The 25,496-nt window shown below is 62.1% G+C and carries 22 protein-coding genes and 1 tRNA gene; 8 read left to right on the top strand and 15 right to left on the bottom strand.

The window, feature by feature from the left end:
- Positions 1–184 precede the first annotated feature (184 nt).
- From ACQY7R_RS27925 to ACQY7R_RS27915, 3 genes are all read right to left on the bottom strand, one after another.
- The gene (locus ACQY7R_RS27925; RefSeq protein WP_428308809.1) at positions 185–1,006 is read right to left on the bottom strand and encodes a hypothetical protein; all 822 of its coding nucleotides are present in this window, start codon (positions 1,004–1,006) and stop codon (positions 185–187) included.
- Between the two features lie 151 nt (positions 1,007–1,157).
- A complete protein-coding gene (gene groL / locus ACQY7R_RS27920) occupies positions 1,158–2,780 on the bottom strand; it encodes a chaperonin GroEL (protein WP_428308808.1) in 1,623 nt (540 codons plus the stop codon).
- Positions 2,781–2,936: 156 nt separating this feature from the next.
- Positions 2,937–3,254, bottom strand: coding sequence for a co-chaperone GroES (locus tag ACQY7R_RS27915; protein ID WP_145431987.1), 318 nt, complete (start codon positions 3,252–3,254; stop codon positions 2,937–2,939).
- Positions 3,255–3,913: 659 nt separating this feature from the next.
- Between ACQY7R_RS27915 and ACQY7R_RS27910 the strand changes: the two genes are divergently transcribed.
- Complete coding sequence (locus ACQY7R_RS27910) at positions 3,914–5,272, top strand: TolC family protein (protein WP_428308807.1); 1,359 nt, start codon at positions 3,914–3,916, stop codon at positions 5,270–5,272.
- A 4-nt stretch (positions 5,273–5,276) separates the two neighbouring features.
- Here ACQY7R_RS27910 and ACQY7R_RS27905 read toward each other — a convergent pair whose 3' ends face one another.
- The 5 genes from ACQY7R_RS27905 to ACQY7R_RS27885 all read right to left on the bottom strand — a co-directional run bounded on the left by ACQY7R_RS27905 (position 5,277) and on the right by ACQY7R_RS27885 (position 10,788).
- Entirely contained in the window at positions 5,277–5,504 is a 228-nt protein-coding gene (locus ACQY7R_RS27905; protein ID WP_428308806.1) for a hypothetical protein, read from the bottom strand.
- 174 nt (positions 5,505–5,678) lie between these two features.
- The gene (locus ACQY7R_RS27900; protein WP_428308805.1) at positions 5,679–6,824 is read right to left on the bottom strand and encodes an ATP-binding cassette domain-containing protein; all 1,146 of its coding nucleotides are present in this window, start codon (positions 6,822–6,824) and stop codon (positions 5,679–5,681) included.
- 24 nt (positions 6,825–6,848) lie between these two features.
- The gene (gene devC / locus ACQY7R_RS27895) at positions 6,849–8,042 is read right to left on the bottom strand and encodes an ABC transporter permease DevC (RefSeq protein WP_428308804.1); all 1,194 of its coding nucleotides are present in this window, start codon (positions 8,040–8,042) and stop codon (positions 6,849–6,851) included.
- A 137-nt stretch (positions 8,043–8,179) separates the two neighbouring features.
- The gene (locus ACQY7R_RS27890; RefSeq protein WP_428308803.1) at positions 8,180–9,409 is read right to left on the bottom strand and encodes an FtsX-like permease family protein; all 1,230 of its coding nucleotides are present in this window, start codon (positions 9,407–9,409) and stop codon (positions 8,180–8,182) included.
- A 134-nt stretch (positions 9,410–9,543) separates the two neighbouring features.
- On the bottom strand, positions 9,544–10,788 hold the full coding sequence (locus tag ACQY7R_RS27885) for an HlyD family efflux transporter periplasmic adaptor subunit (RefSeq protein WP_428308802.1): 1,245 nt from the start codon (positions 10,786–10,788) through the stop codon (positions 9,544–9,546).
- 306 nt (positions 10,789–11,094) lie between these two features.
- Here ACQY7R_RS27885 and ACQY7R_RS27880 point away from each other — a divergent pair, with 306 nt between their 5' ends.
- From ACQY7R_RS27880 to ACQY7R_RS27855, 6 genes are all read left to right on the top strand, one after another.
- Positions 11,095–11,397 (top strand): hypothetical protein, encoded by a 303-nt coding sequence (locus tag ACQY7R_RS27880; protein ID WP_428308801.1) that lies wholly within the window; start codon positions 11,095–11,097, stop codon positions 11,395–11,397.
- A gap of 212 nt (positions 11,398–11,609) precedes the next feature.
- On the top strand, positions 11,610–11,897 hold the full coding sequence (locus ACQY7R_RS27875) for a hypothetical protein (protein WP_152098029.1): 288 nt from the start codon (positions 11,610–11,612) through the stop codon (positions 11,895–11,897).
- Positions 11,897–12,439, top strand: coding sequence for a hypothetical protein (locus tag ACQY7R_RS27870; RefSeq protein ID WP_428308800.1), 543 nt, complete (start codon positions 11,897–11,899; stop codon positions 12,437–12,439). Before ACQY7R_RS27875 ends, ACQY7R_RS27870 begins: the two co-directional genes overlap by 1 nt.
- A 169-nt stretch (positions 12,440–12,608) precedes the next feature.
- Positions 12,609–12,962, top strand: a complete 354-nt coding sequence (locus tag ACQY7R_RS27865) for an STAS domain-containing protein (protein WP_152098027.1) — start codon at positions 12,609–12,611, stop codon at positions 12,960–12,962.
- Positions 12,963–12,993: 31 nt separating this feature from the next.
- Positions 12,994–13,446, top strand: a complete 453-nt coding sequence (locus ACQY7R_RS27860) for an ATP-binding protein (protein ID WP_428308799.1) — start codon at positions 12,994–12,996, stop codon at positions 13,444–13,446.
- A 220-nt stretch (positions 13,447–13,666) separates the two neighbouring features.
- Positions 13,667–13,739 (top strand) — tRNA-Asn (locus ACQY7R_RS27855).
- 133 nt (positions 13,740–13,872) lie between these two features.
- On the opposite strand, the gene ACQY7R_RS27850 is transcribed toward ACQY7R_RS27855, so the two are convergent.
- The 5 genes from ACQY7R_RS27850 to ACQY7R_RS27830 form a co-directional block, all read right to left on the bottom strand.
- The gene (locus ACQY7R_RS27850; protein ID WP_428308798.1) at positions 13,873–15,261 is read right to left on the bottom strand and encodes a DUF1598 domain-containing protein; all 1,389 of its coding nucleotides are present in this window, start codon (positions 15,259–15,261) and stop codon (positions 13,873–13,875) included.
- A gap of 83 nt (positions 15,262–15,344) precedes the next feature.
- Positions 15,345–16,253, bottom strand: coding sequence for a hypothetical protein (locus tag ACQY7R_RS27845; protein WP_428308797.1), 909 nt, complete (start codon positions 16,251–16,253; stop codon positions 15,345–15,347).
- A 47-nt stretch (positions 16,254–16,300) separates the two neighbouring features.
- Positions 16,301–17,887: a calcium-binding protein gene (locus ACQY7R_RS27840; protein WP_428308796.1), complete on the bottom strand. Its 1,587-nt coding sequence runs from the start codon at positions 17,885–17,887 to the stop codon at positions 16,301–16,303.
- A 290-nt stretch (positions 17,888–18,177) separates the two neighbouring features.
- Positions 18,178–19,590 (bottom strand): DUF1501 domain-containing protein, encoded by a 1,413-nt coding sequence (locus ACQY7R_RS27835; RefSeq protein WP_428308795.1) that lies wholly within the window; start codon positions 19,588–19,590, stop codon positions 18,178–18,180.
- 41 nt (positions 19,591–19,631) lie between these two features.
- Positions 19,632–22,544, bottom strand: a complete 2,913-nt coding sequence (locus ACQY7R_RS27830) for a DUF1553 domain-containing protein (RefSeq protein WP_428308794.1) — start codon at positions 22,542–22,544, stop codon at positions 19,632–19,634.
- Positions 22,545–22,906: 362 nt separating this feature from the next.
- On the opposite strand from ACQY7R_RS27830, the gene ACQY7R_RS27825 reads away from it, so the two are divergent.
- Positions 22,907–23,116, top strand: a complete 210-nt coding sequence (locus tag ACQY7R_RS27825; RefSeq protein WP_428308793.1) for a hypothetical protein — start codon at positions 22,907–22,909, stop codon at positions 23,114–23,116.
- A gap of 113 nt (positions 23,117–23,229) precedes the next feature.
- Here the strand turns inward: ACQY7R_RS27825 and ACQY7R_RS27820 are convergent, their stop codons facing one another.
- On the bottom strand, positions 23,230–24,714 hold the full coding sequence (locus ACQY7R_RS27820; protein WP_428308792.1) for an ATP-binding protein: 1,485 nt from the start codon (positions 24,712–24,714) through the stop codon (positions 23,230–23,232).
- A complete protein-coding gene (locus tag ACQY7R_RS27815; RefSeq protein WP_428308791.1) occupies positions 24,711–25,394 on the bottom strand; it encodes a response regulator transcription factor in 684 nt (227 codons plus the stop codon). Before ACQY7R_RS27815 ends, ACQY7R_RS27820 begins: the two co-directional genes overlap by 4 nt.
- Positions 25,395–25,496: the final 102 nt, after the last annotated feature.

The raw sequence follows: 25,496 nt of genomic DNA, 5'->3' as shown, positions 1-25,496 counted from the left end.
GCCGGCCATCTCATCCCCGCCGAGAATCCCGCACCGCGGCCGCCATTCCCCCGCGAGGCAACGTTCACCGCCAGCGCCATGGCGGCGGCACCTCTACGTCATGCCGGAAGTCGGCAACGTGGCGGGAGCGGGCGATACTACGCGTTTGGCAACGCGGTTCGCCCCCGGTTTGAAGGAGCGGGGGTTAAATGCTGGGTTGTTCTTTGAGGCGGCGGCGCATTACGAGGGTGATCGCCAGACCGATCGCGCCCGCGAGGATAATCGGAGCAGCGATGATAGCGGCGAAAAACGTGCGGTAGCCGCCGCCGAAGCCGCCAGGGGACGAACCGGGGGGATCGCCAATCGCAACGATAGCCACGCAACCAATGGGGACGAGGATTGCCAGACCGCAAGCTCGGGCAATCCACTTTAGTGTAGACAGCTTGTGTTCTCGATCACGAGAGACTTCGACTTCCGCCGCGCCGCCACGAGGCAACGCAAGACGCCGCTCGGAAGAATTCAGCAATGCAAGAACAACAAGCAAGAATGCGGTCGCACTGGCGACGCCTGGAACACCCCACCAACTGAAATAGCGAGCGACTTCGTCAGCGATGAGCCCGAGCGGCAAGGCTTCGAATAGGCGTACAAGCCACTTGATAAACCTCAACGATGTGTCGCGCCCTGCCACGAGCGGATGAGTAAGAACAGCAACGATCGTGACTAATGGATACGCGAAAGCAATACGATACGCCCAGGGCCGGCAGAGGACGACGCCGATGCTGGTGGCAATCAACGCGACGGCAATCGGCAAATTGAGAATGCTGCCGGCGATGACATAGAACGTTACCTGAAGGCCGCTGATGGCAAGTAGCAGAGCGAAAATGATCCAAGTGATGCGCGAGATTGCTACAGGGAATTGAGGCCAACGACGTTGTCCGCGAGTGAGCATGAGGCGCGATTTACGTGGAGGATTGCCGGCGGACGATCGAACACGATTGCTCATTGTACAGGGTTTACAAATTCCCATAAAAATAGCCCCCGACCTTGCGGTCGGGGGCTATTTCGTTGTTGGTTGCAGACCGCCGGGGTGAACCCGGCGGCTCGCTTTTTTAATGGAGGACGCTTCGGGGGGACCGCGACCGGCGGTCGCGGCTTTTCCGCTTGGCGTCCCAAGTCTTTTAATACATGTCGTCCATGCCCGGGGCGCTGGCGGTCGCCTTGCCGCCCTTTTTCGGGGCTTCGGCGATGAGGGCGTCCGAGGTGAGCAGCAGCGTTGCGACGCTCGAGGCGTTTTGCAGCGCGGTGCGGGTCACCTTCGTCGGGTCGATGACGCCCGCCTTGACCAGGTCTTCGTAGACGTCGGTCGCGGCGTTGTAGCCTTCGTTGTTCTTCGCAGCGATCACCTTTTCGCAGACAATGCCGCCGTCTTGGCCGGCGTTGTTCGCGATCGCGGTGAGCGGAGCGCGGCACGCGCGGACGACGATCTTGTAGCCCGTCTCTTGGTCTTGGCTCAGATCGGCCGGCTTCACCTTGCTGCTGGCACGCAGGAGAGCGACGCCGCCGCCGGGGAGAATGCCTTCTTCGACCGCCGCGCGGGTGGCGTGAAGGGCGTCTTCGACGCGGGCCTTCTTCTCCTTCATTTCGCTTTCGGTCGCGGCGCCGACGTTGACCTTGGCCACGCCGCCGGCGAGCTTCGCGAGACGCTCTTCGAGCTTCTCACGATCGTAGTCGCTGGTGGTGTTTTCGATCTCGCGACGGATCTGGTCGATGCGACCCTTGATGTCGCCGCTCTTGCCGGCGCCTTCGATGATCGTCGTGTTGTCCTTGTCGACGATCACCTTCTTCGCGCGACCGAGTTCGGCGAGGCCGATCGAGTCGAGCTTGATGCCGAGGTCGTCGAAGATCGCCTGGCCGCCGGTGAGGACGGCGATGTCTTCGAGCATCGCCTTGCGACGATCGCCGAAGCCAGGGGCCTTCACGGCGACGACGTTGAACGTGCCGCGGAGCTTGTTGATGACCAGCGTGGCGAGGGCTTCGCCGTCGATGTCTTCAGCGACGATCAGGAGCGGCTTGCCGGCGTTGACGACGGCTTCGAGGACCGGGACGAGGTCCTTGACGCTCGAGATCTTCTTTTCGTGAACGAGGACGTACGCGTCGTCCAGTTCGCAGGTCATGCTGGTGGGGTTCGAGACGAAGTAGGGGCTGAGGTAGCCGCGGTCGAACTGCATGCCTTCGACCCACTCGACTTCGGTGGCGAGCGACTTGCCTTCGTCGACGGTGATGACGCCGTCCTTGCCGACCTTCTCCATCGCTTCGGCGAGCATCTTGCCGATTTCGGTGTCGCCGTTGCTGGCGACGGTGCCGACCTGAGCCATCTCTTGCGACGACTTGATCTTGATCGACATCTTCTTGAGTTCGGCGGTGATATCAGCGACCGCTTTCTCGATGCCTTGCTTCATGTGGACCGGGTTGACGCCGGCGACGACGGCGCGGAGGCCTTCGTTGAAGATCGCTTCGGCGAGCACGGTGGCGGTGGTGGTGCCGTCGCCCGCGACGTCGCTCGTCTTGCTGGCGACTTCCTTGACCATCTGGGCGCCCATGTTTTCGTAGGCGTCTTCCAGTTCAATTTCCTTGGCGACGCTGACGCCGTCCTTGGTGACGGTCGGCGAGCCGAACGACTTCTGCAGGATGACGTTGCGGCCCTTGGGACCGAGCGTGATCTTGACGGCGCGGGCAAGCTTCTGGACGCCGCGACGCATTGCGTCGCGAGCTTCCTGGTCGAAGGCGATCATTTTGGCCATTGGTGGCTCCGGTAGAGTGCGTTGTTAATTGAATGCCGCGGCTGCGCGGCTTTGATTGCTCACGTGAATCGCTGCGGATGACGCCAGGGTTCAGGGTTCGGGGTTCAGCGAATTGCGTTACTGAACCCTGAACCCCGAACCCTAGTCGCTTCGCAACTACTCGATCACGGCGAGAATGTCGCTCTCGCTCATGAGGAGGAATTCCTCGTCATCGATCGTGATCGTTTCGGGGGCGTAGCTGGTGAAGAGGACGCGGTCGCCCTTTTTCACTTGGAGGCTGCCGCGGGTGCCGTCGTCGAGAAGCTTGCCGGTGCCGATGGCGATGATCGTGCCGCGGCTCGGCTTGTCCTTGGCCGAATCGGGCAGGACGATGCCGCCGGCGGTCTTGGTCTGCGATTCTTCGCGCTCGACGACGACCTTATCGCCGAGGGGTTGCAGCGTGACCTTAGCCTTCTTCTTCGTGGCGGTTGCCATGGATACGAACCTCCGATGCGTGTGTGAAATGCCTGTGTGCGAACTTCCCGCGGCGACCCGTGACGGGCTGAATGCGGGGATTTGAATGCGGTGTATCGGCGAGCCGCGGCCTTAACGGCTGCGGGCTTGTCTCGCGCAGCCCATCAGTGTGACGAATGGGCGGCGGCTGGGGGAGGGGCCGGGGGTGCGAAAGGGTGGAATCGCGACCGCATGCGCAGCCTCTCCGCTGGCGAGGGGTTCGTGAGCAAGCGCTGCGCCAATCTGCCGAATTGCCGTAAGCTGTTTCTGTATAGTGAGTTACGATTAAGCAATGCAAATTGGCGTGGCTGCCGTTTTGGCGAGGGGAGACTGGTGGGCCGTGGGTTGCGTGGGGGATGGCTGCCAGGATGGCAGGTAGCGAGGGCGAGCCGGAGGGGACGCGCGGTCTTACGACCGCGGCTAAATGGGCGTTGTGGTGGGGCGGGGGCTGGCGTGATGCTCCGGCGGGTCGTTGACCCGCGGCTACTCCGCTCCGTCTCTGCGCGATCGGCGCCACATGATCATTCCGCAAACTCGGCCTGAACGGCGCCTGCGGCAAAATAGTGCTAGCTGCTAGGGGTCGTACGAGCGGCACTCGATATGAGGGGAGACGTGCGTCTTCGCCCCCTCGATCGAATGCCATGCCGCTGAAGTCACTCGCCACTTTCGGAGTTGCCCTGCTGGCCGCGGCGCTCGGTTGCCGCTGCTCGTCGCGGTGCTGCATTCCGGCGACGCCGCACGTGGCGTGCAATTTCAAAGAGACGACCGGCGAGACGCTGCCGCCGAACTTGCGGGAGCTGACGCCCGACTGCAGCGTCGTCGAGTGCAATCTGCAAACGCTGCCGAGCCCCGGCGAAACGTACGAGTTGCTCACCGCCTCCGACGCGCAGTGCCGTGCGGCGACGAACGCGACGATCGCCAATCTGGTGAAACTCGAAGAGCACTGGGCGGGCGTCATCATCGAGTGCGACTCGAAGATCGTGGCAGAGAACGTTTGCCTGCAACGCGACCTGCTGGAACTTCACGCCGCCGACGAGCGGAATAAGGCGGCGGCTTCGGCGCTTGAGGCGTTCTACCAGCTCGCGGCGATCGAAGCTCGCAAGCATTACCTCGAACAAGCGACGCAAGAAACAACGCGGACCCGCGATCGGCTCGACAAGCTGCGCGAGCAAGGCTTGCCGGCGGAAGTCGATCGCGACGAGATCGACGCGAGGCTGACGACGCTGGAAGACCAACGGCTGCAGCTTGACTTTGCACGGGTCCAACTCAACGGCCAGCTGCAAAAGCTTCTCGGCTGCCCGGTCTCGGAAGCAAACTTCTTCTGGCCGCAGGCGGATTGGGAACCGAACCTGGCGCCGCTCGACGCCGATGCGGAGTTGGCGGCGGGATTGCCGAACCGGTTTGATTTGCGCGGGCTCGAGTTGGTGCTCTGCAACTTGGAAAAGTCGACCATTCGCGTCGCCCGCGGCGTGCTCGGCGTGGCGGACGCGACGCTCGGCTCGGTCGAACCGATGGATGGGATCGTCCACAAGCTGCGGTGCGTAAAGTGCAACGACCATGAAGTCGACGTGCGATGCCGGCAGCTTTCGATGCTGCATGCGGATACGGAGCAACTCGCGACGGCGGAGATCAAAGGCGCTGTTTATCAGATCGTGATGCAGCAGCAGCGCGTAGCACTCGCTCGCAGCGCCGTCGAAGCACGACAGAAAAACGTCGACGCGCTGGTCGCCCGCCGCGACGCCGACGATACGCCGATCTTCGCGATCAGCGCCGCCCGCGGCCGGCTGTATGAGGCCGAGGGAGAGCTAGTGCAGCAGGTCGCGTCGCTGAAGACGGCGGAGGTGACGCTCAAGAAGGCCCAAGCGGCGCTGGCGGCGGAGTGCGGGTTTGAGCCGAAGCTCTGCTGCGAAGGTTGCTGCAACGGGCACTGCATGCGGTGCGTGGCGCCGACTTGCAAGACGTGCGAGCAGCCGTGTGCTTGCGAGAAGTGTCGGAAGTAGGCGCCTACCCTTCTAGCAACTCTTCGAGCCGATTCTGATGATCGGCGCAGCAGGCGTGGACGTGGAATTTCACTCGCTTGTCGTCGCGGATCTCGACGTTTACCGCGCTTGGCGAGTCGTGGTAATGGCATTTTAGCAATTCGACTTGGTCGCGAATTTGCTCGGCGGCGGCTGCGAGCAGTTCGCGGAGTCGCGGGTCGGCGGGGGGATCGGACGTGGTGACGGTGACCATGGCGGCGTCGATTGAATGATGGACAGGATAACAGGATGTTACGGATCGACAGGATGAATTGAACCTGTTGCAGGCGTGAGCCACCCGCCAGGATCACACTAAAATCTCGTCCTGTAAATCCATCCCATCCTGTGATCCTGTCCAGTCTTCGAACAGGCATGCCACCTCTTCGAACTAAGTCCGGCTCGCCAGCACGTTGCGGAGTTCGTCGACGAACGTCTTGCTGCGGGCGATCACGTCCTTGAAGTCGGCTTTGCCGAGCGTGTAGAAGACCGATTTCGAGCGGGCGACGATCGTCGCGTTGCGCGGTTCGTCGCGCAGTAGTGCGGCTTCGCCGAAGTATTGGCCTTCGTCGAGTTCGGCCACTTTGCGCGACTCGCCTGCGTCGTCGATCAGCACGTCGACCTTGCCGCTGCGGATGAGATAGAAAAGTTCGCCCGGGTCGCCTTGGCGGATGATGACGTCGCCCGGAGCAGCCTCTTGGACCATCATCTTGTCGGCGATGTCGGTCAGCGTGCTCGTCGTCAGGTCGGAGAAGAGGGGGAACTGGCGGAGGAACGCGCAGATGACCGACGTTTCGTGGACGGCGACGTCGGAGCGGATGTAGCCGTCGACCATGTTCACGATGCGGTCGGCGACGTCGAGAATGCGGTTGTCGTGGGTGACCATGATGATGGTGCACCCCTCGTCGCGGGCGAGCTCTTGGAACAGCGTCACCACCTCGCGGCCCGAGTGTTCGTCGAGCGCGGCGGTCGGTTCGTCGGCAAGGACCAGCTTCGGCGAGTGGACCAAGCCGCGGGCGATCGCGACGCGTTGCTTCTGGCCGCCGGAGAGCGATTTGGGTTTGTAGTGAATGCGGTGGCCGAGGCCGAGGCGATTGAGCAGGTAGTCGATTCGCTCCTTCGCGGCGCCGCGATCCATGTCGAGCAGCTCGGCCGCCATGTTCACGTTCTGAAACGCGGTGAGCGATTCGAACAAGTTGTGGGCTTGAAAAATAAAACCCATCTCGCGACGCAGATTAACGATCTCGTCGCGCGAGGCGCCGTTGAGTTCGTTGCCGAGGACCTTCAGGCTTCCTTCTTGCACGGTGCGGAGCGTCCCGATGAGGGTCAGCAGCGTCGTTTTGCCCGAGCCGGAAGGCCCGGTCATGATGACGATCTCGCCGCGGCGGACTTCGAGATTGTTTTGGTGGAGCGCTTGCTTGCGCAGCTCGCCTTCGCCGAAGTAGTGATTCAGCTGCGAAACTTTGATCGTCTTAGGTACCTGCGGGCCCTGCGAGTAGGCGCCGCTGGTGGCCGGTAGTGATGCAAATGCGGTCATGAGTTTCGCCCTTCGCGGCTTCGCCTAGAACAGGTTCGCCGGGTCAACGGCCAATAGTTTTCGCACAGCCAAGAGGCCTGATGCGATGCACATTGCGATCGTCATGGCTAACACCATGAGAATCGCTTGCGGCGTCATTTGTAGTAGCAGCCCCGTTGAGTTCGCCAGCACTGCGTAGAGCGCGGTACTGGCGATAAGCCCCGGCACGAATCCGACGAACGACAGCAGCACCGCCTCCATGACAATCAACCTTAGGAAGTATCCTGTCGTGTACCCCATCGCCCGCAGCGTGGCGAACTCGGACATGTGGTCGGCGATGTCGGAGTAGATCACTTGGTAGCAGATCACCATGCCGACGATGAAGCCGATGATTTTTCCGGCGGTGAAAATGATGCCGATCGGCGTGCTTTTGTCCCAGAAGCTGATCTCTTGATCGCGGAACTGGGCGCGAGTGAGGACGAAAACGCGATCGTCGAGCAGTTGGTCAATTGAGTCGCGAATCGCATCGGCTTGCGTTTTATCGTCGATGTGGATGATGCCGACGTCGACGACGCTCAGCGGGTCGCCGAATTGGACGCGCTGGGGGAAGTAGGCGGCGAAGTTCTCGGCGCTCATGGCGAGGTTGCCGTCGTGGGCAAAGTCGGTGCCGAGGTCGAACGTGCCGACCATCACGACCCTTCGGTCGGCGAGTTCCGCCTGCACCTTGGCGAGTTCGGCATCGCTCTCTGTGGGGAAAGGAAAGTTGTCGCGTTTGCTGCGGACGTCGATGAGCGCGGCGTGCGGCAGTCGCAAACGTTCAAGCTGCGAGTTGATGCGATCGGAGTTGAAGATGGGATCGTCGAGGCGGAAGCCAATCGAGCGAATCGGATAGGCCTTGCTCGGGCCGCCCCGTCCGAAGCTCTTGAGGCGGGAAAGGGTCAGTTCGGTGTAGAGAGGATACGCGCCGCTGACGCCGCTGGCAGAACGGGCTTGGTTCACTAGTTCGAGCGGGAAGCGCTTTTCCGCAGCGAGCGTGTACTTCGCGCGGCTCACCAGAAAGATGTCGCCCTGCAGATCGTCGATCATCTTCACTTGGCTGTCGAACAGGGCGTTCTGGAAGCCGACCTGCGTGAACATCAACAGCACGGCAAACCCAATACCTGCTACCGCTACGGCCAGCCGACGCCAATCGTGGGTGAGGTTCTTCCAGGCCAGCGGTGTTTTGGTGAAGGATGGCATTCAGCGATGAACGAATTTCAATTGAACCACGAAGGCACGAAGGACACGACGAACGCCACGAAGGGTGGACGAGTTTAGACGGGATGTTCTTTTCGTATTCACGTCGTGCTCGTTGTGCCGTCGTGGTGAGTACTCTCCTAGAACAAATCAGCCGGGTCAGCTTGGAACAATTTTCTTAGTGCGGCCATGCCGGAGAGGACGCACATGATCACGGCGAGGACTAGCACCGTGGCGGCGATTTGCCAGGTCATCACCATCGGGAGTCCCGACTGGGCGCCGACGAACATGTACAGGCCCCACGAGATAATGATCGACGGGATGTAGCCGACGAGTGCGAGCAGCATCGACTGCTGCAGCACGACGCGGGCGAGGTAAGTGTTCGGATAGCCCATCGCTTTGAGCGTGGCGTACTCGCCCATCATGTTGGCGATGTCGGTCGATAGCACCTGGTAGACGATCGCCACGCCGACGAACAGCGCGACCCACACGCCGAGATTAAAAATCTTGCCAAGGGGGGTTTGGACGACCCAGCGGTACTCTTCGCGGGCGTTTACTTCGGCCCGGGTGAGAACCTCCACGTCGGCGGGCGTGGCGGAAGCGTCGGGTGCGAGCGTCTGCGGCGACACCATGGGAGCGATCAACCGCTGGACTTCCGCTTGGGCTTCGTTCGGATCGACGCCGGGCTGGAGCTTGAGCAGGCCGAAGTTGATTTCATCGAGCGGTTGCCAGGGGCAAGCTTGCGCGAAGCCGGCGTAGTTGCCGATGCAGGCGCCATTGGCCGCGAGGCCCGTGCCGAGCGAGACGACGCCGACGATGCGGACGCGACCGCCGCCAAGAGCCGTCTCGACGCCGATGTCGGCGGGGCCGAAGCGTTTGCCGTTCTGCGGGCCGAAGTCGGCTTTGCTCTTGTTATCGATCAGCACGAACCGCGGATCGGTGAGCAGCGCCGACTTCTCGCGGAGGTCGGCTGGGCGGAACGGCGGATCGTGGGGATCGACCCCGATGGTGATGATACCGCGCCAATCACCGGTGAACTGATCAGGCGGCGCGTTGGGCGGCGGGGGCGCCTGCCACTCGCTGAGGCCGAGATAAAAGGGCTGAGCGCTGGCGATCAGCGGAAGCGATGCGGCCTGGTAGACCCGTTCGCGCGGGAACGACCGCGGCTCGGTGAGATGGAGATACGACGGCGAGCGGAGCATCAGGTCGAAATCGAGCGCGTCGTAGATCTGCGTCGCCGTTTTACGGACGGCGCCTTTGAACCCCATCTGCATGAAGATGAGGATCACCGCGAAGCCGACGCCGGCGAGCGCGACGGCGGTGCGGACCTTGTTGTGCGTGAGATTCTTCCAGGCGAGCGGCGTTTTCATCGCGATGTCTTCGCTCTCTGGAATTCGACGGCTTCTATTAAAAGCCACCGGCTCTGCCGGTGGACGCCTGTCGAAAGGACGCCTTGATCGCGGTTCGTCCACCGGCGGAGCCGGTGGCTTTTATTGCCAGATGGTTACTTGGGCTGCTTGGCGGGTGGCTTCTTTTCGTCGGGGCCGAGGAACTCGACCGTCACTTGCAAGCCGACCTTGCTGGCCGCTTCGGCGGTGGCGGCGGCGTTGGCGGGATCGATCTCGACGTCGACTTCGACGATCGACCGATCGCTCGGGGCGAGCGGGTTGCGATTGGTGAGGCCCGGACTGGCGACCATCGACCCGATGCGAACGACGCGACCGGGGATGCCGGCGGTCGCGAAGTCGCCGGTGAAAGCGGGGCTGCGGAGCGTCACGCGTTGGCCGTCCCTGATTTCCTTGGCGTCGGCTTCGTAAACCTCGGCGACGCACGACATCTGAGTCAGGTCGGCGATTTCGATCACAGGCGTCTGAGCGATCAGTTCACCGGGGTCGACCATCGTGCGGAGCACAGTGAACTCGGCGGCGCCTCCTTCGACTTGCGGAGCGCGGAGGACTGCCTGGTCAAGCGCGGTCGCCGCGGCTTGGCGATCGAGATCGGCGGCCAGCGTTTGGTCGACCTTCTCGGCGAGCGCGGCGCTCTGCTGCGCGAGGCGCACGCCCGCTTCGGCCGCGGCGACGCCTTTGCGGGCCGCTTCGAGGCCGTCGGGGTATGCAGCGGCGGCCGCTTCGTATTCTTTGGCAGCGCGATCGCTCGCGTTTTGTCGGCGGCGAAGTTGGTGGGCCGTCACGAGTTCTTCATCTTCCGCTTGGAGAGCGACAAGCTTTTTGTAGTCGTCAGCGGCGATCGCCGCCGCTTCGGCGAGGTTCTTTAGCTTCCCCTCTTGGGCCTGCATCTCGCGGAGCTTCGCCTCGGCCTGCGCGTGCGTGGCAAGGGCTTGCTCGACCTGCACTTGCGCGGCGAGGAGTTCTTGCGAACGCTGCTCCTGCGAGGCGGCGTGCTTTAGCTCGGCCGCTTTGAGTTGCGTTTGCCGCAGATCGAAGGTGGCCGTCTGGGCGAGTTCGCCGCCAGCGGGAACTTTCGCGCCGGCCTCAATGCCGGGGGCGTACATCGTCAGTTTCTCGCCCGGCAACGCGCTGATCGAGATGACGCCGCTGGTCGGTTCGACGCGGCCGAGGGCGACGACGTTGCGAGTCGGCTGGGTCGTAGCGCCCGCGGCGACGGAGACCGGGCCGCTGTTCTGGCTGCAGCCGGCGATCAGCAACAGGCCAAGCGTCGCGCCGAGGAGCGCGCCGCGAGCATGTCGGGCCGAGTGATCGTGCGTATCAACCATCTTGCGTGAGCCCATCGCGACGCCGACATGCTGCTGGAAAAGGTAAACCCGCGGGGATGGTTAAAGTTTAACTGCCGCTACGCGCACGGGGACCGTTTTCACGCCCATTTCTTAGAATCGTTCTCGCGGCGGATTCTCTGCAGTAAACGCTGATTTAATCGGGACTTGCGGCATCTGCCGACGGCGACGAGACCGCCGCGGCGAACTGGCGACGGATGGAATTCGTATTCTGGGTGAGTGGGCGACCAGTCTACACTAATGGCAACGATCGTGCCGATTTCCCGCCCCCATGTGATTCGCGGTTCAACGGAGTGAAACGCCATGCGACGCCTTCCCACCTTCCTGTTCGGCATGTTTGTTGGCGGCGTGCTGCTCTACGGGGCGCTTCACTACCACGTCATCAACACCACGAGCGGCATCCACTTGGTGCCGAAGGTTGAATCGACTCTGGCCTCGACCTACGTCGACATCCGCCAGTTCACGCCGGTCGACTGGATGCAGCACCAAGACGTGGCGGCGGCGCTGTTCACGGCGAACCGGCAGGACCTGATGCAATCAGCGGCGCAAGATTCGTTGCGGACTGGGCTCGAGCAGATGCTTCCCCCCGCCACCGACCGGCGTTAACCGGGCGTTCGGCATAGCCGGCGCTTTCCGGCGCTGCGGCATCTTCGACAAGACCCTCCGCATCGGCGCCGTGGCAGCTCGACTTCAGTCGAATTGCGCCGCGGCTCGATATCTCTTCAACAAGCACGAATAGATTCATTCCGCCACGAACGGACAACGCTCGTTCGTCTCGGCGGCCTTGTCGACTTGCCTTAGCGTGGAGTGGCGCTCCGATGGAACTAAACCGCAATCAATACTTCTTCATTGGAGTGGTCATCCTATTGATCGGGCTCCAACTGCGGATGGTGAGCACCTACACGCTCACGCACGAGGCGACGAAGTTTCTCGCCCAGCGGACGAACGCCTCGGCCGGCGACCACGCGCTGCTCGCGGTGACGAGCGATATGGGCGCCGGGCATCAGAAGACGATTCAACCGCCCGAGTGGATTGGCTGGTGCCTGATGTCGATTGGCGGCGTGCTGATTCTGCACAGCCTCGCGATGCGAAAGCCGGGGGGCTGATGAGTCGCCGGCGGTTCGACATTTCGCAACGGTTGGTCGCGTCGGCGGCAGCGGCGACGCTGGGCGTTGCGCTCGCAAGGCACGGCGTGGCCGACGATCAGGCGACGCCGCCGGCTGCGGCAGAGCGGGCTGGCTTTGCGGCGCCGGGCGCTACCGATGCAGCGGGTTCGCACTCGGCCGGCACGCCGATCGGCGCCAATCGCCAGGAGAAGGAAGCCGCCGAGGCGGGGAAGCTCCGCCTCCGCGAAGGAACCGAACTGAAAAACGTCATCGGCCGCTTCCGACAGGTGGGCGACACGCTCACTTTCATCGACGGCCAGAACCGCGAAATTGGCGGCTTGCCGAACCTGAATCTCGAGCGGGTGTCGCGGGTGCTGCAGACTGTCGAAGAGCCTGAAAGCGTCAGCTGGAGCATCAGCGGCCGGGTAACCGAGTACTCGGGGCGGAATTTCCTGCTGATCAGCCGGGCCGTGTTCCGGTCGGCGGCCCCCCCTCCCCCGCCGGAATCCGTGGCTCAGGAGCCTGTGAAAGGGGCTCCCTAAGGGCTGAGGCGGTTCCCGCCGCAACTTGCTTGGCCCAAGTTACCGCGATATCATCAAATGGCTGCTAGCCGTGCTCGCCGCGACTGCCGCCAGACGCTGTTTGGCCAGATTCGCGCCGCGGTTCGAGCACCGCGAAATCATTCGTTCATCGAATTGGGACTTTCATCGCATGGCCAGTCCGCGTCGTTTGCAAATTGCCGAGTCGGCCAACATTTCCGTGGTCCATTTCAAGGACCAGAAGATTATCGACCCGGTCGCGATCCAGGAGCTCGGCCAAGAGCTGTTCGATTTGATTGAGAAGGACGATCGCAAGAAGATCGTGCTGAACTTTGCGAACGTTGAGTTTCTGTCGAGCGCCGCGCTTGGCAAGCTGATCACCTTCGAGAAGAAGGCGAAGCGGACCGGCGCTCAGATGATTCTGACGAATATTTCGCCGGAGATTTACCAGGTCTTCGCGATTACGAATTTGGATAAGTTGTTCAAGATCAAGGACAGCGAAGCCGACGCGTTGGCTGTGCTGTAGATCCCCCGCGCTTTCTCGGAACAGAGGCGCTATGTCTGCCACGCCGTCATCCGACGAACGTACGCTCCAGGTATTACTGCCGAGCTCGCTGACAGCCTATCACGACTTCATGCAGTCGATTATCGACCAATTGGAGGCGTTCGGCTGGCAGCATGGAGACTTGTTCGCGATTCACATGGCTCTCGAGGAGTCGATCTCCAACGCCATTCGTCATGGCAATAAGGAAGATCCTGCGAAGCGGGTCGCCATCGACTGCTACATGAGCAGCGAGCGGTTCTGGATCCGCGTCTGCGACGAGGGCCCGGGCTTCGACCCCCGCAAAGTTCCCGACTGCTGCGACCCCGATCGCCTGGAAGTCGCCGGCGGCCGCGGATTGGCCCTGATGAAGGCCTACATGACGCTGATGGAATACAACGAACTGGGCAACTGCTTGACGATGGAGAAGCGAATGGGCGTCCCGGCGAACGGGTGCCAGTGCGACTAACGGCGTGATTGGCCGTCGGCGTTCGGCTGGGGTCTGCCGTCGATGCGGCCGCCATCAGCTGAAATCGCCGCTCTCCGGCCTGCACGACGGGCAAAATCGTTCCATCCCGGCTTGAGCGGCGACTTGTTCGCGAAACAGCCCGCCAGCAGCCGATCTGTCCCCTTGCCGGCCTTCGGGCGGTAAGATATTTTGAGTAGTTCAACGCCACTTGGCGGGCTATTCCCCTGTAGCTCAGTTGGTAGAGCAAGCGACTGTTAATCGCTTTGTCCGAGGTTCGAGTCCTCGCGGGGGAGCTTTTAATCGGCCTGCGGAAATCGCAGCCGTCTGATGAACCCAAAATGCCGAGGCGCGAGTCGCCTCGGCATTTTTGCGTTTGTGCTCTGCTATCTGAGTTTTTTGAAGATCAGCAGCCGTGTGGTTCCGACTTCAATCCCACCACCACGACTTCGATTGGCTTGGCGGTGAGTACATGCGTGCCGTTTGCACTTCGGCTTGCACATTGGGAGCGTTGACGACGCCCGCTACATCCATATCCACGCCGCCGGAAACGCTGATCACCCACGCGCGTCTTTTCTTCACGGCATTCGCTTGTGATGCGACGGTTTTTGGTACTCGATGCGATGCCAGCTGAACCCGCGAGTCGTCGAGAAACATTGGCAAGTCCAAATCAACGCGCGTCGTCAGGTCGTTGGCGGTGAGAATCGCCGCCACCAGAGCTAGGTCCATGCAACCTCGCAGCTGACCGAACACCGGTTCGACGATCGCCAATTGATCGTACTTCGCCGTCATGGCGTCGGCCCATTCTTTCGCTAACGGATCGCTTTCCGTCGTCGGGGCGATTTGACCATCGGCCTGCAAACGCCCGGCTGCCGTGCAGACTTGAATTCCCGGCGGCGAGAGCCGCCAGCCAAGTCGATCCTTATCACACTCGACGGGCTGTTCGCCGTAGGCCATCCACCAGCGCGGCATCGCGTTGCTGGGTTCAGCGCCAGAGTGATGCTGCAGTAGTTCCATGTAGCTGGGCAATCCATCGACTGGCGACTCCACCAGCCCCATCCCCAGCCGCTTCATTTGCCAGTCGGCGGCGACGAGCACCTGAGCAAAGTGACTATCTGGCGAGACGCCCGTCAATGTAATCGTCTGCGGGCCCATTGCTTGCTCGATTTGTCGCAGCAACCTTGGCGAGGGGGACGTGCGACCGCCGCGCATGAGACGGGCAAACTGCTGAACCCCTGCCGGCGTTGGATCGATCGAGCAGCTGATCATCTCGCCGGCCAGCAACTTTTCCGACGTTCGCAAGGCCGCAATCAGGTCGTCCAATTGCAGTACCGGCGCCCCGGAGCTTTCGCTAACGGCATTGCCCGCGTCATCGATCAACCAGCCTTCCGCTGGTCCAGCCAAGACGAGGTCGTTCGCCTCGGGATAAGCGAAGAGGTACTCGATGCGTTGCAATCCAGCCAGATAGAGCACCTCCGGCGGCAGCGGCTTGTTCTGACCCGCATGCGAGGCGAGCAACGCATCCAGCCGGCGAAGCGAAACTTTGCGGAGCTTCGCCGGCTTCGCAATATCTCCCGCCAGGCCGTCTAGCGCGGCACGGCGTGCATCCAGGAGAGCCGCCTCATCGCGCTGCTCGGCCCGCTGGATGGTTCCGTCGGCGTCCACTACAACGCCGCCGACGGCGCCGTTCCCAACTACCGGCACGACGCCGATGACGAACGGCCGCTCCTCGGCGAAGTTAATGGCTTGGGCATGCACGATCGCAAGCCCGCTCAGAAAGAACGCCAAAGCGACGATGAGGCGAATAATAGGAGACATCGATTCCATCCTGCGACGCGATAAATCCAGTTTGGAATTCTATGGAGACTCCTGTAACGTCGCAAACACTTCGCGAATTGACCTTAGCGTCTGAAGCTCGAACACTCAGTGTTGCGGCGACTGGCGCGCCGGCTAAACGCGAACGCCCCGGCGAGCAACGCCCCGCCGACGCCGCATGGCTCGGGCACGGCGGCAACCGTCGGCGTCGCGAGAATCGATTGACCGAAATTGTTTTTCCAGATAGTCAGGTCGCCCTGGCTCAACGGCGAAGGCGATCCCCCCCGCTGCCATTGCAGGAAGTCGGCCCCGTCGACGCGCTTGTCATTATTGAAATCGCCGGGCAGCGTCGTCGGCCCGGTTTGGGCAAACCGTTGCGTGAACGCCGTGAAGTTGATCGCATCCGCGGCGACGAGCCCAGTTACGAAGACGTTTACGGTCACTTGCAAGTTCAAGTGCGGTGCAATCGCTTGGGTGTCGGCGAATTCGAAAACGTCGGCGACGTTGTCGGCCAGCGTCACGGCAGGTCCCAAGTCAACGCCGCCGATTGTCGTCACTTCTTGCGAGATCGTGGCGATGCCTCCCGGGCCGGCGAAGGCGACTCCCGTCATGTTGAGCGAATGCGAGGCGAACGAGTTCGACGTTCCAAGCGCGTGGACTTGATAACGAAACGTGAGATCGGCCGCGTTGATCCCGTTGACGGCTAGTTGCCCCCCCGAGCCGAACTGCAAGCCAGGGTTGCTGGGATCGCTGCCGATCGCACTCATCGACATCAGGGAGAAATCGAACGCCGCGCCGCTCGTGTGGTCAGCGCTCAGCAACTGCCAATTGTCGAAGCGGGCGTTGCCGACCGTCAGCGTTCCGCCGCCGAACAACCCTTGCAACGTGGCTGCGGTCGCGGTGGCCGGGCGACTGGCAGACGCTACACACGTGGTCCAGATCAGGCCAAGGGCGAGTAGCCGGCGAGCGAAACAATTCGTCGGAATCTTTCGCATGACCGGGCGCGGTGACAACGCAGAGCTTTGCGTTAAGGCATGATTGTTCATTGGATCACCACGTTGTCGCCGGGGCCGCCATCGAGCACATCGGCGCCGGGTCCGCCGACTAGCACGTCGTCTCCCAAACCGCCCAACAGCGTATCGCCGCCGTCGCCTCCCATGAGAACGTCGTCTCCCTCGCCGCCGTCTGCCGTGAGAAGCATGCCGGCCGTGGTGAGCCCAGTGGCGTCGATCACGTCGTCGCTCCCTAGTCCGTTGACGATGAGTCGATCGAGCGTTGGGTCGGCCGTGATGATATTGACGGTGGCGGCCAGCCCGTTGACGGTGACGCCGCTGGCGCCGCCGAAGACGGAGATCGCATCTTCGCCAGCCGTGCCGTTGATGGTCACCGTATCGGCTGCGCTGTCGCCAATCGCCCCGCCGACAGCGCTGGCGAGCAGCAGGTTCACGGTGGTCACGTCGGTGCCGGCAAGCGAGTGAACGACCAGCGTATCCGTGCCTGCCAGCGCGGCGACGTCGATGCGCTCGACGTCGTCGATGTCGAGAATAATGTTGGCAATGTTCCGGAAGAGCCGAGTTCGCCCGCCGTTGGCTGAGAGTTCGATTTGCTCGTTGGCTGCGCTGCCGTTGAACTGCAGTCGGTCGTTGCCTTGCTCTCCTTCGATGGCGTCGTTGCCATCGCCGGGATCCCACTGGATGACGTCGTCGCCGGCGCCGGCGAAGATGGCGTCGTTGCCTTGCTGCCCGTCGATGAAGTCATTGTTATCGCCGCCGCGCAGGATGTCGGCGCCGTTGCTGCCGAGGATGATGTCGTCCCCGGTTCCGCCGTCGACGGTAATTGAAATCAGCGCGGCAAGGTTTCCGGTCGCCGAGAATTGATCATTCCCGCCGTTGGCGTTCAGCACGAGGCTTTCGCTCGTGCCGATATCGATTGAAAAAGGCGCGGGATCGATACGGTCGAAGCGGACCCGCGTTCCGTTAGCGGTAGTCATGAAGACTTCGGAGCCGTTGCCGCCGTTGACTTCAACGAAGTCGACGCCGGCGCCCCCCTCATTGAGATCCGTGTCGTCGCCAGGATTCCAGATCATGCGATCGTTGTCACTCTGACCGAAAACCTGATCGTCGGCGTCGCCGCCCGTCAGCGTGTCGTTGTTGGCTCCGCCGAAGAGCATGTCCGATCCGCCCCGGCCGGAAATGACGTCGTCTCCCGACTGTCCGAAGGCGAGATCGGCTCCCGAACCGCCGTTGAGGACGTCGTTCCCGCCGCCGCCGAAGAGGTTCGCTTTTGGCAGCGCGCCGTTGGCTTCATTGAGCGAGAGCGTATCGTTGCCGCTAAGGCCGAACAGGTTTATCAGATTCGTGTTGGCGATCGTCGGTGCGCCGCCCACAATCGCCACGGCGCCGCCGTTCACGAGGATCGCGCCCGCAGCGTTGCGGCTGACTTCAATCGTATTATCGCCGCTGTCGCCGTAGACGCTCAGCAGGCCGCTGGCCGGCGAGTACGTGGCCGTCACCGCGAGGAGGCGGCGATCTTCCAGTGCTTCAAAACGCGGCGACCACGCTAACGGATGTCCGCTGTTTCGGCGAGCGCTCCGCTCGCGCCATTTGAGAATCAATTGCTGAAGCAACATCGAACCGCCTCGAAGAATGCCTGATTGAATTCGCCGCTGGTGAGTCGTCGGCTGGACGCATCAACCGCCACGAAGGGGGTGGATTATGGTGGCCCTGACGATCAAGCGTCAATGCACTCGCGTTGCAACATGCCAGCAAGATTTTTCGCAGCGTCTTCTTCGCGCAGAGCGAATGCATGATTGTGCATCGTGCAGCAAATTTCGCGGCTGTTCTCCCTCTATCGAGTGGCAGTGCGTAAAGCGTGCGAGCGCGTGCTGGCTGGCGACAACTCAGATGATTCCCAGCGGCTTCACGCCAGAATTCCCTGCACCACCCGCCCCGCGATGTCGGTGAGGCGCATGTCGCGGCCGCTGAAGCGGTAGGTGAGCCGCTCGTGATCGATGCCAAGCAAGTGGAGCAGCGTCGCATGGAGGTCGTGCATTTCGACGCGGTCTTCGACGGCTTTGTAGCCGTATTCGTCGGTGCTGCCGTAGATCGTGCCGCCGCGAACGCCGCCGCCGGCGAGCCAGCAGCTAAAGCCGAACGGATTGTGATCGCGGCCATCGCTCCCCTGGGCAAACGGAGTGCGGCCGAACTCGCCGCTCCACCAAACGACCGTTTCGTCGAGCAGGCCGCGGGCTTTCAGGTCGATGAGCAACGCCGCAATCGGTTGATCGACGGCGCGGGCGTTGTCGCGATGGCCGGGGGTGAGCTTGCTGTGCTGGTCCCAGCGATCAATGCCGGCCGCGGCGGGGCATGTCAGTTCCACGAAGCGGACGCCTCGCTCGACCAAGCGGCGGGCGAGGAGGCACTCCGCGGCAAAGGTGCGCGTCGGTTCGAACTCGGCGTCGAGGCCGTAGAGTTTCTTCGTCGCGGCCGTTTCGCTGGAGAGGTCGGTAAGTTCGGGAACTGCGGCCTGCATGCGGAACGCGAGTTCGTAGTTGGCGATCGCCGATTCGATCGGGTCGGCATGAGCAAAGCGCTCGGCAACGAAGCCGTCGAGCCGACGGCGGAGATTTAACTTGGCATCGATCTGCGCAGCGACTTGCTCGCGCGACGCGACGTTGGCGATGGCCTCGCCGCGCGGTCGCAAGATCGAGGCTTGGCTGCTGGCAGGGAGATAACCGTTGCCAAAATTATCAATGCCGCCGGAGGGGATGAGACCGCCGTTGAGGACGACGAAGCCGGGAAGATTTTGCGATTCGCTCCCCAAGCCGTAGATCGTCCAGGCGCCGGCGCTGGGTCGGCCCTGGATGCCGGCGCCGGTGTGGAGAAAGTAATTCGCGCTCGTATGTTCGGAGAACTCGGAGGTCATCGAGCGGATGAGCGCCATCTCGTCGACGCACCGCGCAACGTGCGGGAAAAGTTCGCTGACGTCCATCCCGCACTGGCCATGCTTGGCGAACTTCCAGGGACTGCCGAGCGTGAGGCCGTTGTCGTTGAACTGCGTCGGCTCCATCCGCATCTTGAACGGTTGGCCATGCTCTGCCTGCAGCCGTGGCTTGGGGTCGAACGTATCGACTTGCGAGGGGCCGCCGTCCATGTAGAGGAAGATGACGTTGCGGGCTTTCGGCGCGAAATGCGAGCGACTGCTGCTCGACTGCTCCGCACGGGCCGCGTCGGCGTGCAATCCCGCGAGTGCGAGGGCGCCAAAACCGCCGGCGCTCCGTTGCAGGAGTTGGCGACGCGTCAGCGGAGCGTTGAGGAAGCGGCCGCAGTGCATAGCGTTCTTGCTCGCTGAGGTCGATGAGGCGGAGGACTCGATTACCGCAGGTAAATAAACTCTTTGACGTTGACCAGGACATGGCAGAGATCCGCCCAAACTTGCTCGTCGTTGTCGTTAGTTCCACGCTCAGCGGATTGCTGCAGAACAAACTCATTCGCCGCGGTCGCTTCAGCGGGCATTGGCTCGCGGCCGAACGCGGTGAGGTAAAGTTCGCGGATTCGCCCGTCCGTCGAGCTGGGCTCCGCCACAATGCGCTCCGCCCAGCGACCGCAGAGTTCGAGCACGAGCGGGTCGTTCAGGAGCGTGAGCGCTTGGGCCGGGACGTTTGAGGCGTTCCGCTGGCCGACGCAGGTGGCGGGCGCCGGCATGTCGAACGCCAGCAGGAACGGCGCGAGGAAATTGCGGCGGACTTCGAGGTAAATGCTCCGCCGGCCGGCGCCATCGAGCGGGCCGCTTGTCGCTGGCTTGCCGCGGCCATCCATGAAGGGGCTGAGGTGGATCGGCACGGGCGGGCCCAGCAGCGTGCGGTCGAGCCGACCTGAGTTGCAGAGTAATGCGTCGCGGATCGCCTCGCCCTCAAGCCGCCGGACGTTGGCGCGATGGAGCAGGCGATTCTGCGGGTCAGCGATCTCTGAAGCTGGCACGCCGACTGTTGAACGCTGGTAGGCGTCGCTGAGCATGATCTCGCGGATGAGCCGTTTGATCGACCACCCTTCTTCGATGAAGCGGGCGGCGAGGTAGTCGAGGAGTTCGGGGTGGCTCGGCGGTTCGCCGAGTGCGCCGAAGTTATCGACCGTCGGCACGAGGCCGCGGCCCATGAGGTGGAACCAGATACGGTTGACCATCACGCGGGCGACGAACGGATTATCTTCGCGGAACATGCGCTCGGCCAGTTCCAGCCGGCCGCTGCCTGGCATTTCGTGCGGCGGATCGTCGGCAGTGATCGCTTCGAGTAGACGGCGGCGCGCGAGTTCGCCGGGAGTTTTATAGTTGCCGCGGATGTGGACGCGTAGGTGTTCGCCGCTGCCATCGCCGATCGCGACTGCGGCAACGGGATCGGGCAGCAATTCGTCGATACTCCGCATTGATTGCGCGAGTGACGTTAATCCAGCGATCGGTTCGCTCTGCAGCGCCCAGTCGGGAACTGGCATGCTTTCGAGTTTCGACCGATTGTCGGCCGGCGGCTGCTTGTTCTCTGAGAAGCGCACTTCATTAACCGCCAGCCACCCTGCCCCGGCGTCGACGAATTCGAGGTGGGCGCGATGCCCGAGGTACCGGCTCGCGTCCTGGCTCCGCCACTGGAACTCGTCGCCGTCGACCTCGAACGTGAAACCTTCGAAGAGTTGCGGCGTGAAGGGGTCCATCGCGTACCCGTCGACTATTAGGCGAACCTTGGACTGCCGGCCGGCCACGCGGTAGTGGAGATGTGGTTTTTCGATGGTGAACGTCGGCGAGCGCAAGACGCCGGGAAGGCGTTCGGCGAAGCGGCCGCTGTGGGCGACGCCCGGCGCGAGGATCGCGGGTTGAGCAGCGCGGACGCGCCAATCGCCGGGCTTCGTTGGTGCGTCGCCGAAGGCCCAGCCGGTGCGGAACCAGTGTTCAAACCCACCGGAGAAGTCGGCAAAGACTTGCTCCGATGGATCGCCGTGAACGTCGGCGTCGGCGTGATGGAGTTCACCTTCGAGCTGGCTGAAGAGCGCCGCGCTGACTATAGCCTCACGCCCCGCGGCGTGGAGTTCCGCCAAGCGGGCGGCGCCAGCTTCGAGTTCTCCGTTGGGATCGAGCCGAGCAACCTGTTGATGCGAACTCGCGAGGTAGCCGGCAAGGGCGTAGTAGTCCTTTGTTGAGATCGCGTCGAACTTGTGGTCGTGGCAGCGGGCGCAGGCGACAGTCAGCCCGAGAAACGCTTTTGAGAAAACGTCGACTTGGTTTTCGAGTCGCGTCGCCTGGTCGGCGCGGGCGTCGACAGGAGCGTGCACCGCTTCGCCGAGATACCAGAACCCGGTGGCGAGGATCGACTCGTTGAATCGTTCCGTCGGATGCCGTCGCGGCTCTTCGAGCAAGTCGCCCGCAATATGCTCGCGGACGAATTGGTCGTACGGCAGATCGGCGTTGAACGCGCGGATGACGTAGTCGCGATACCGCCAGGCCTCGGTCAGCGGGAAGTCCGATTCGTGCCCCAACGTTTCGGCGTAGCGAACGACGTCGAGCCAATGGCGGGCCCAGCGTTCGCCGAAGTGGGGCGAAGCGAGCAGCCGGTCGATTATCCGCTCGCGGGTCTGCGGCGATGGATCGTTTTCGAACTCATGAATTTCCGCCGGTGTCGGCGGCAAGCCGACGAGATCGAACGACGTGCGCCGCAGCAACGCTCCGCGATCGGCCAATTCGGCCCGTACGAGTTTCGCATCATTCAACTTGGCCAGGAGGAAGGCGTCGATCGGCGAGGCGGGTGCTGCGCCGACATCGGTCGGCGTGGCCGGTTTGACGATCGGGCGCCAGGCCCAATGGCTCGCCTTGCGAGCTTGCAAATCGAAGGCAGGCTTCGCCGCGGCAATCGCGGGCGCCGCTTCTGGCGGCCAGGGAGCGCCTTGGGCAATCCACTCTTCCAGCAGTTTTACTTGTTCCGCCGGCAACTGTTCGGTCGGCGGCATTTGGTAGATGTCGCCGTAACGGACGGCGTCGAGCAGCAGGCTGGCTGCGGGTTGTTGCAAGTCGAGCGCGGGGCCCGAATCGCCGCCAGCGAGCACGGCAGCACGCGAATCGAGCCGTAGCCCCCCTTCCTGATTCTCGCCCGCGTGGCACTCAAAGCAGTGCGTCGCGAGTAGCGGGCGGATGTGGCGCTCGAAGAATTCGAGTTGCTCGGCAGAAAAGGCGCGATCCGCAGCAACGGTCACGTTCAATTCCGCCGCGGGGGTGGGCCATCCGGCGACGGCTGCTAGCAGGAGCAACATCGCTGTCGCGAGGCAAAGCCGCAAGTGTCGTTGCAAACTCATAAGCAACGCGACGCGAAGGGGAGGAGAAAAGCCGCTGCTGCCAATTTCGCCGGTGGCTCGGACGCCGTCAATCTGCGGAAGCGACTTAGCTACCGTAAAAAACGCACTTAGGCACGGCGAACCTCGCGAAATTTCGCCGAGTGTCTGAGTTCTGCGCTGAGCTGCGAGTACGCTGCGGTTACCTCCGTTCCCGCGGTCTAGGGCAACTTGGGGCTGATTTCGATTCTCATCATCCTCTCATCGTCGAGTGCTAAATTGCGTGCCGAACGGCAGGGAAACGGTGCCTTGCCGGAGTGTCTTACCACCTTGGAGCGAAGAAGATGAAGACGATTCCACGACTGCTCACGTCTGCCTTGTATCTGCTGATCGGCATGTTCATGCTTCAATCGGCGCCAGCGGCAACCGCAAGCACCTTCGGGGCCTCGAGCGGCGTTACCGCCAATGCGGATGACGACGACGAAGAAGAGGAAGAAGAAGGCGAGGAAGAAGATGATGACGACGGCGAAGAAGAAGGCGAGCACAAAGACTAAGCAATCTTAGGGGCAGTGCGTTGAGGCGGGGCGTCGTTGGCCGTACGGCGACGCCCTCCTCTCATTTTGCCGTCTCGGATGGATCGCGGGGGGTTCCAGAATGACGTTAGTTGCTAGGAGACGGAAGGCTCGGCAACATTTCCCAGCAGCTTTCCGGTGATTGCAATCACGAACTCGTCGCTGGTGCACTGAGCTGCAATCTTCCCGCCCTGCGCCTCGACGATTCGCTTGGCAAGCGACAGCCCGAGTCCTACATGGATTCCTGTATCGGTTCGAGCGGCGTCGCCGCGCCAAAAGCGTTCGAAGACGTGCCGGGCCGTCTCCGCGGTCGCTTCGCCAGCTGAATTCGCTACGCTCAACTCGAACTGATCGCTTGCAGCGCTCAGTGAGATCTCAATCGCCCCGCCGACTGGACAGTATTCGACGGCGTTCGCGAACAAGTTCGACAAGACGATCCTCATCTGCCCCTCTTCAAAGGCCGCGATAGGGTCTTGTTCGGCCGCCACGTTGACCAACACATGCTTTCTTGCAGCCGGTTCTGCGTGAGGCTCCCACGCTTCACTGATCGTCTTAGCGAGGAGACACTGCGCTGCTCGGTCGATAGCTTGGCCCGATTCCGTCCGAACCAGCAAGAGCAGCGACTCGACGAGTCGGTGGATGCCGACGCAAATTGATTGACATTCGCGAAGCGCGTCGGTCAGTTCATCGACGCCGCGCGTGCGACTGAGGGCGACTTCGATGGTTGCACGCAGCCCGGAAATAGGAGTTCTGAGTTCATGGGCGACGTCCGAAGAGAATGTTTTCTCTCGGGTGAAGGCCGTTCCCAGACGGGCCAATAGATCATTCAGCGCTTCGACGATCGGAACAAGCTCGACTGGGGCCTGTGAAACTTCGAATCGTTCAGCCAGGCGATGCTCGTCAATCTGCTCCGCATGTCGGGCCAGTTGACTGAGCGGACGAACTCCTTGAGAGATTGCCCAACTGGTCAACGCGAACATCAAACAGACGGCGAGGCCCGCAGCAGCCAACTGTATCGAGGCCAGCCGCTGGAGCGTCAATTCATACTCAACCGTATCTTTAGCAACCGCCAATATGACGCTTTTGCCGTCGATACCGGCTTTTGCCGGTTCGGCATGATGCTCGCCTTCCTGGTGATGATCGCCGTTCGCCCCGCCAGAATCCTCGGCGTGCGGGCGGAATCGAAATAACGCCATGCGTCCCGGCCGCCCGTCGGGAAGAGTGACGAATTGGCATGTAGAATCTTCGTTCGACGCATGAAAGAGATTCCGCTCCCAAGCGCTTCGTTCGCCTGAAGCCGCCAACACGGCGTTATTCTCGTCAAGCAGAACGTAGTATTCTGGGCGATCGTCGCGCGTGAACTCCGAAAGCTGATGTTCTTCGAATTCGAAGGAAACACGATCGTTTTTCAATTCGACCAACGATGCGAGCGTGCGCGCCTTCGCTCTCAGAAGTTCGTCGTACTCGTGGAGTAAGCCGCGGCGAAATAGCAAAAACGTCGCCAGCGAGGCAAACGCAAGAGCGACGACCGCGGCGAGCGTCGTGCCTAACAGTAGTCGCGTACGGATCGACCGCTTCATGGGCCCCCCTGGCCGTCAAAGAGGCGATACCCAAAACCACGCCGGGTGTGGATGAGCTGCGGCCAATCGTCGCGTTCCAGTTTCCGGCGTAGATATCCTACATAGACGTCGACGACGTTGCTCTGAGCGTTCGAATCGAACTGATAAACGTTTTCCCAGATTTCAGTTCGCGAGACCCATTCGTTCCTGCGTAGCAACAGGAAATGCAACAGCGAGTACTCTCGTTTCGTGAGTTCAATCGACTCGCCTCCTCGCAAGACGGCAAGCGATTCCGTGTCGACGCTTAAGTTCCCCGCCTTCAGTACCGGGCTGCTCTGGTCATGGCGACGTCGCACCAAGGCTTTCACTCGAGCCAGCAGTTCGTCGAAAGCGAACGGCTTCACCAGGTAGTCGTCGGCTCCGGCTCCTAATCCGGCGACTCGATCTGGAACGGCATCCTTCGCAGTGAGCAACAAGACTCGTGCATCCGACTCTTCTTCTCTAATCCGCTTCAACACAGAAATGCCGTCGAGACGCGGCAACATGACGTCCAAGATGATGACGTCGTACGCCGTATGGCCTGCGTACCACAGACCGTCTTCGCCGTTGTCGGCGCAGTCGACGGCCATCGCCGCCTCGCGTAGGCCTTTGGCAATGGCGTTTCTTATGGGCGCATAGTCCTCAACGACGAGTACTTTCATACCTCTAGCCAGCTAATTCGCGGCGGGTGGTCGATCACTTGATGTTACTCCCTAGGACCCGACCTACTAATTAATTAGTAGAAATTGTAACGCAGGAAGGCC

This window comes from Lacipirellula sp., from assembly GCF_965279485.1.
Classification (GTDB): Bacteria; Planctomycetota; Planctomycetia; order Pirellulales; family Lacipirellulaceae; genus Lacipirellula.
This window is presented reverse-complemented; position numbering and strand designations above follow the sequence as displayed.